Origin of the sequence: Wolbachia endosymbiont of Drosophila incompta (assembly GCF_001758565.1) — a bacterium.
Classification (GTDB): Bacteria; Pseudomonadota; Alphaproteobacteria; order Rickettsiales; family Anaplasmataceae; genus Wolbachia; species Wolbachia pipientis.
This window is the reverse complement of sequence record NZ_CP011148.1, coordinates 711656-715162: the sequence shown is the minus strand read 5'-3', so window position 1 is coordinate 715162 and position 3507 is coordinate 711656. Positions and strand designations below refer to the sequence as shown.

Annotated in this window: 3 protein-coding genes and 1 pseudogene; 2 read left to right on the top strand and 2 right to left on the bottom strand. The window is 35.9% G+C overall.

The window, feature by feature from the left end; all coding sequences use genetic code 11:
* Positions 1–453 (bottom strand): cytochrome ubiquinol oxidase subunit I (locus WG67_RS08420; protein WP_458695006.1); only part of this gene is annotated, 453 nt, incomplete at its 3' end.
* A 1002-nt stretch (positions 454–1455) separates the two neighbouring features.
* On the opposite strand from WG67_RS08420, the gene WG67_RS03150 reads away from it, so the two are divergent.
* Both WG67_RS03150 and WG67_RS03145 read left to right on the top strand, forming a co-directional pair.
* Positions 1456–2076 carry a superoxide dismutase gene (locus WG67_RS03150; RefSeq protein WP_010082437.1) on the top strand — a complete coding sequence of 207 codons (621 nt, stop codon included), beginning with the start codon at positions 1456–1458 and terminating at the stop codon, positions 2074–2076.
* Positions 2073–3344, top strand: a complete 1272-nt coding sequence (locus WG67_RS03145) for a M16 family metallopeptidase (RefSeq protein WP_010962800.1) — start codon at positions 2073–2075, stop codon at positions 3342–3344. The genes WG67_RS03150 and WG67_RS03145 overlap by 4 nt, the downstream gene beginning before the upstream one ends.
* Positions 3345–3350: 6 nt before the next feature.
* On the opposite strand, the pseudogene WG67_RS08415 reads toward WG67_RS03145, so the two are convergent.
* Positions 3351–3507, bottom strand: a pseudogene (locus tag WG67_RS08415) (WD_0736 family protein); the annotation flags it as partial.

Genomic DNA, 3507 nt, shown 5'->3' with positions numbered 1-3507 from the left:
ACTGTTGGCCGCAATAATCCAAAAAGCTGAAATAAGCGTTCCCACTGCAACAATACAAGTAGAAGCAAAGTGCATACGAGAACTTACTCTATTCCATCCAAATAGCATAATACTCAAAAAAGATGCCTCCAGAAAAAAGGCTGTTAAAACCTCAAAGGAAAATAGAGGGCCGAGAACATTGGCTATGCGGTCAGAAAAAATCGACCAATTGGTACCAAGTTGATATGACATTACAACTCCAGATACCACTCCCATGCCAAAAGCAACGGCAAAAATCTTGATCCAGAATTTATAAACATCACGGAAACGTGTATCACCAGTCTTAAGCCAACACCATTCCAAAAAGGCTAGAAAACTTGCAAGCCCGATCGTGAAAGCAGGAAATATAATGTGAAAGCCTATTGTGAAGGCAAACTGAATTCGAGCTAGCAGCACAGAACTAAATTCAAACATTTTATCCAATACCCATGTATTACAAATAATAGCCAAATCTACCTATAATTCAATCCATTTTTTCACAAAATTGACCTTACCCAGAAAAAGTAGAGAGAAAGTTAAGACGTTTTTGTCATGAGAATAAATTGTGCAGGAATACAACTGTTCTCCCTTGTCATACCGTCACGGTATCTCTAGATCCCGCTAACACGTAGCGGAATGACGAATTACTTAACCATCATTACACCGTCATACCGCGATTCATTCGCGGTATCTCTTAGCCGCTAANNNGTAGCGGGATACTTAACCATCATTACACCGTCATACCGCGATTCATTCGCGGTATCTCAAAGCATAGATCCCGCTAACACGTAGCGGGATGACGGTTGTTGTTTAGCTATAAATATTAAGAAATTTACCAAACGAAAAAAAAGGCAAAAGAAGCCCTGGGGTTATTATCCGCTTTAAAATATTGGCGTTTTTTATGTTTTAAACGCTTGACAAGCGAAGTTCAGCTGCTTTTAATTGCAACTAACTTATGCTGCAAACGTTTAAGAAATTTACTAAGCAGAAAAAAAGACAAAGAATCCCCGAGTTAGCTAGTCTTTTACTATCTCTGTCGAGTATTGGCATTTTTTGATGTCTTGTAACGCTTTATAAGCGCGTTCAGCTTATTTAGATAAAAACCTAGATGTAGATGAAGTTTTGTAAAGACATACAGTATCTATATACTGCAAAAAATTGAACATAAGACGCCGATACATTAAGTAATCCTTACCTTTTAATCTGCAGATTGGCGAAAGCAAATACAATAGCTTCAGTTTCATGATAAGGGGGTTGGCGAAGGGTGTCAAGTAACTTTTGCATTTAATCCATTTCTATGGCTTATATAATAATCGTTATTGTAGTATAATTTAGAATAATGCAATAGATACCTAAATGTTTTAGCTATTAATTATATGTTGCACAAAAGCATATATTGCCCTACCATCCAAGTAGGTTAGAAATAAAGAGGTTTTTATGAGTTTTACTTTACCTGAATTACCATACGATAAAACAGCTTTGGAGCCTTATATATCTGCAAAAACCTTAGATTTTCATTATGATAAGCACCATAAAGGATATTTAAATAAACTCAATGAGCTAGTTGAAAATACGGATTATCAACATGTAAAAATTGAGGAATTAATAACAAAAGTGCATGGTAATAGCGGCAACTTGCCTATATTTAATAATGCAGCACAAGTTTGGAACCATACTTTTTATTGGAATTCAATGAAAAAAAATGGTGGTGGTAAGCCTAAAGATGGTAGTCTTCTAGCAAAAAAAATTCAAGACGATATCGGTGGCTTTGATAAATTTTATGAAGAATTTTCGAGTCATGGAGTAAGCCAGTTTGGCAGTGGATGGGTATGGTTAGTGCTCGAAAAAGGTAGGTTAGGAAAGCTCAAAATCACCAAGACTCCAAATGCAGATTTGCCAATAATTTATGGCCAAGTGCCACTACTCACTATGGATGTGTGGGAGCACGCCTATTATTTAGATTGTCAAAACCGTAGAATTGACTACATAAAAGTTTTCCTTGATCATTTGATTAATTGGGATTTTGCAGAAGAGAACTTAGAAGAATATATGAGATGAATATACCCCGGGTAACAAAATTAGATAATGGTCTGCGCATAATAACTGAGCAGGTGCGTGATATTGATTCCGTAGCTTTAAGCATACGAGTTGGTGTTGGCAGTAGAGCAGAAAGTGCAAAGCAAAATGGAATATCCCATTTTTTAGAACACATGGCTTTCAAAGGGACGAAGACAAGAACTGCCTTTGAAATTGCAAAAGCTTTTGATGACATAGGTGGAGTTTTCAACGCTAGCACCGGTAGGGAAAGCACCACCTATTATGCAAAAGTCCTCAAGAAAGACATAAAAACTGGTATTGATATATTAATAGATATATTGATGAATTCCACGTTTCCAGAAGATGAATTGGAACGTGAGAAGGGTGTTGTAATACAAGAGATTTTTCAAACTAATGATTCACCAAGTGACATTATTTTCGACAAATATTTTGAGGCAGCTTATAAAGACCAACCATTTGGTAGGTCAATCTTAGGCACGCAAAATACTGTAAAATCTTTTACTCGAGGAGATCTAGATAATTACATAAATGAGCATTACTTTGGTGAGAATATGCTATTTGCCGTTGCAGGAAATGTTGAACATGAAGAAGTTGTTGCATTAACCAAAGATTTTCTCTCAAAGATTCATTCTAAAAAGCTGAAAAAAAGCCAAAATGCGAGCTGTACTGGTGGTGAGTATTTAGAACATCGTAAATTAGATCAGGTACACTTGCTAATTGGTCTACCTAGTGTTTCTCGCCATGACGATAAATATCACACGTTTCAAGTGCTTGATTCTATATTAGGGAGCGGAATGTCATCACGTTTATTTCAGGAAGTAAGGGAAAAGCAGGGATTAGCTTACTCTGTTTATTCATTTAATTCCAGCTATACTAATACAGGAATGTTTTCCATTTTTGCTGGTACAGACAGTAGTAACTTAGATAAGCTTTTAAAATCTATAACGACAGAGTTGAAGAAGTTGTCTACAGATGATCTGAAGGAAGAAGAAGTAAATAGAGTGAAAGAGCGAGTAAAATCCCAAATTTTAATGTCACGCGAAAGTGTTAGCTCACGTGCTGAAACATTGGGACACTACTACGGTAACTATAATAGGTACATCAGTAAAAATGAATTAATAGAAAAAATTAGTGCAGTTACCACTGCTAACGTAAAAAAAGCAGCAGAAGAATTGTTATCTCAGCATGAAAAAACCACTCTAGCTGCAATTGGAGAAATTGAATCATTGCCAAGTTACGATAAAGTGGTTTCTATGCTTAAAGCTTAGTGTACTTTAATTATGTTGCTTAAGCTCACTAAAAAGTTCAATGAACGGTTGCAAAATCCTTTCTATAAAAAGTTTGCTTTCTGGTTCATCGCGTGTATTACTTATCAGTTTATTCAAAGTTTTCTCGCTGTTTCGTAAAAATAAATAGCTTTCTACTGCTTGC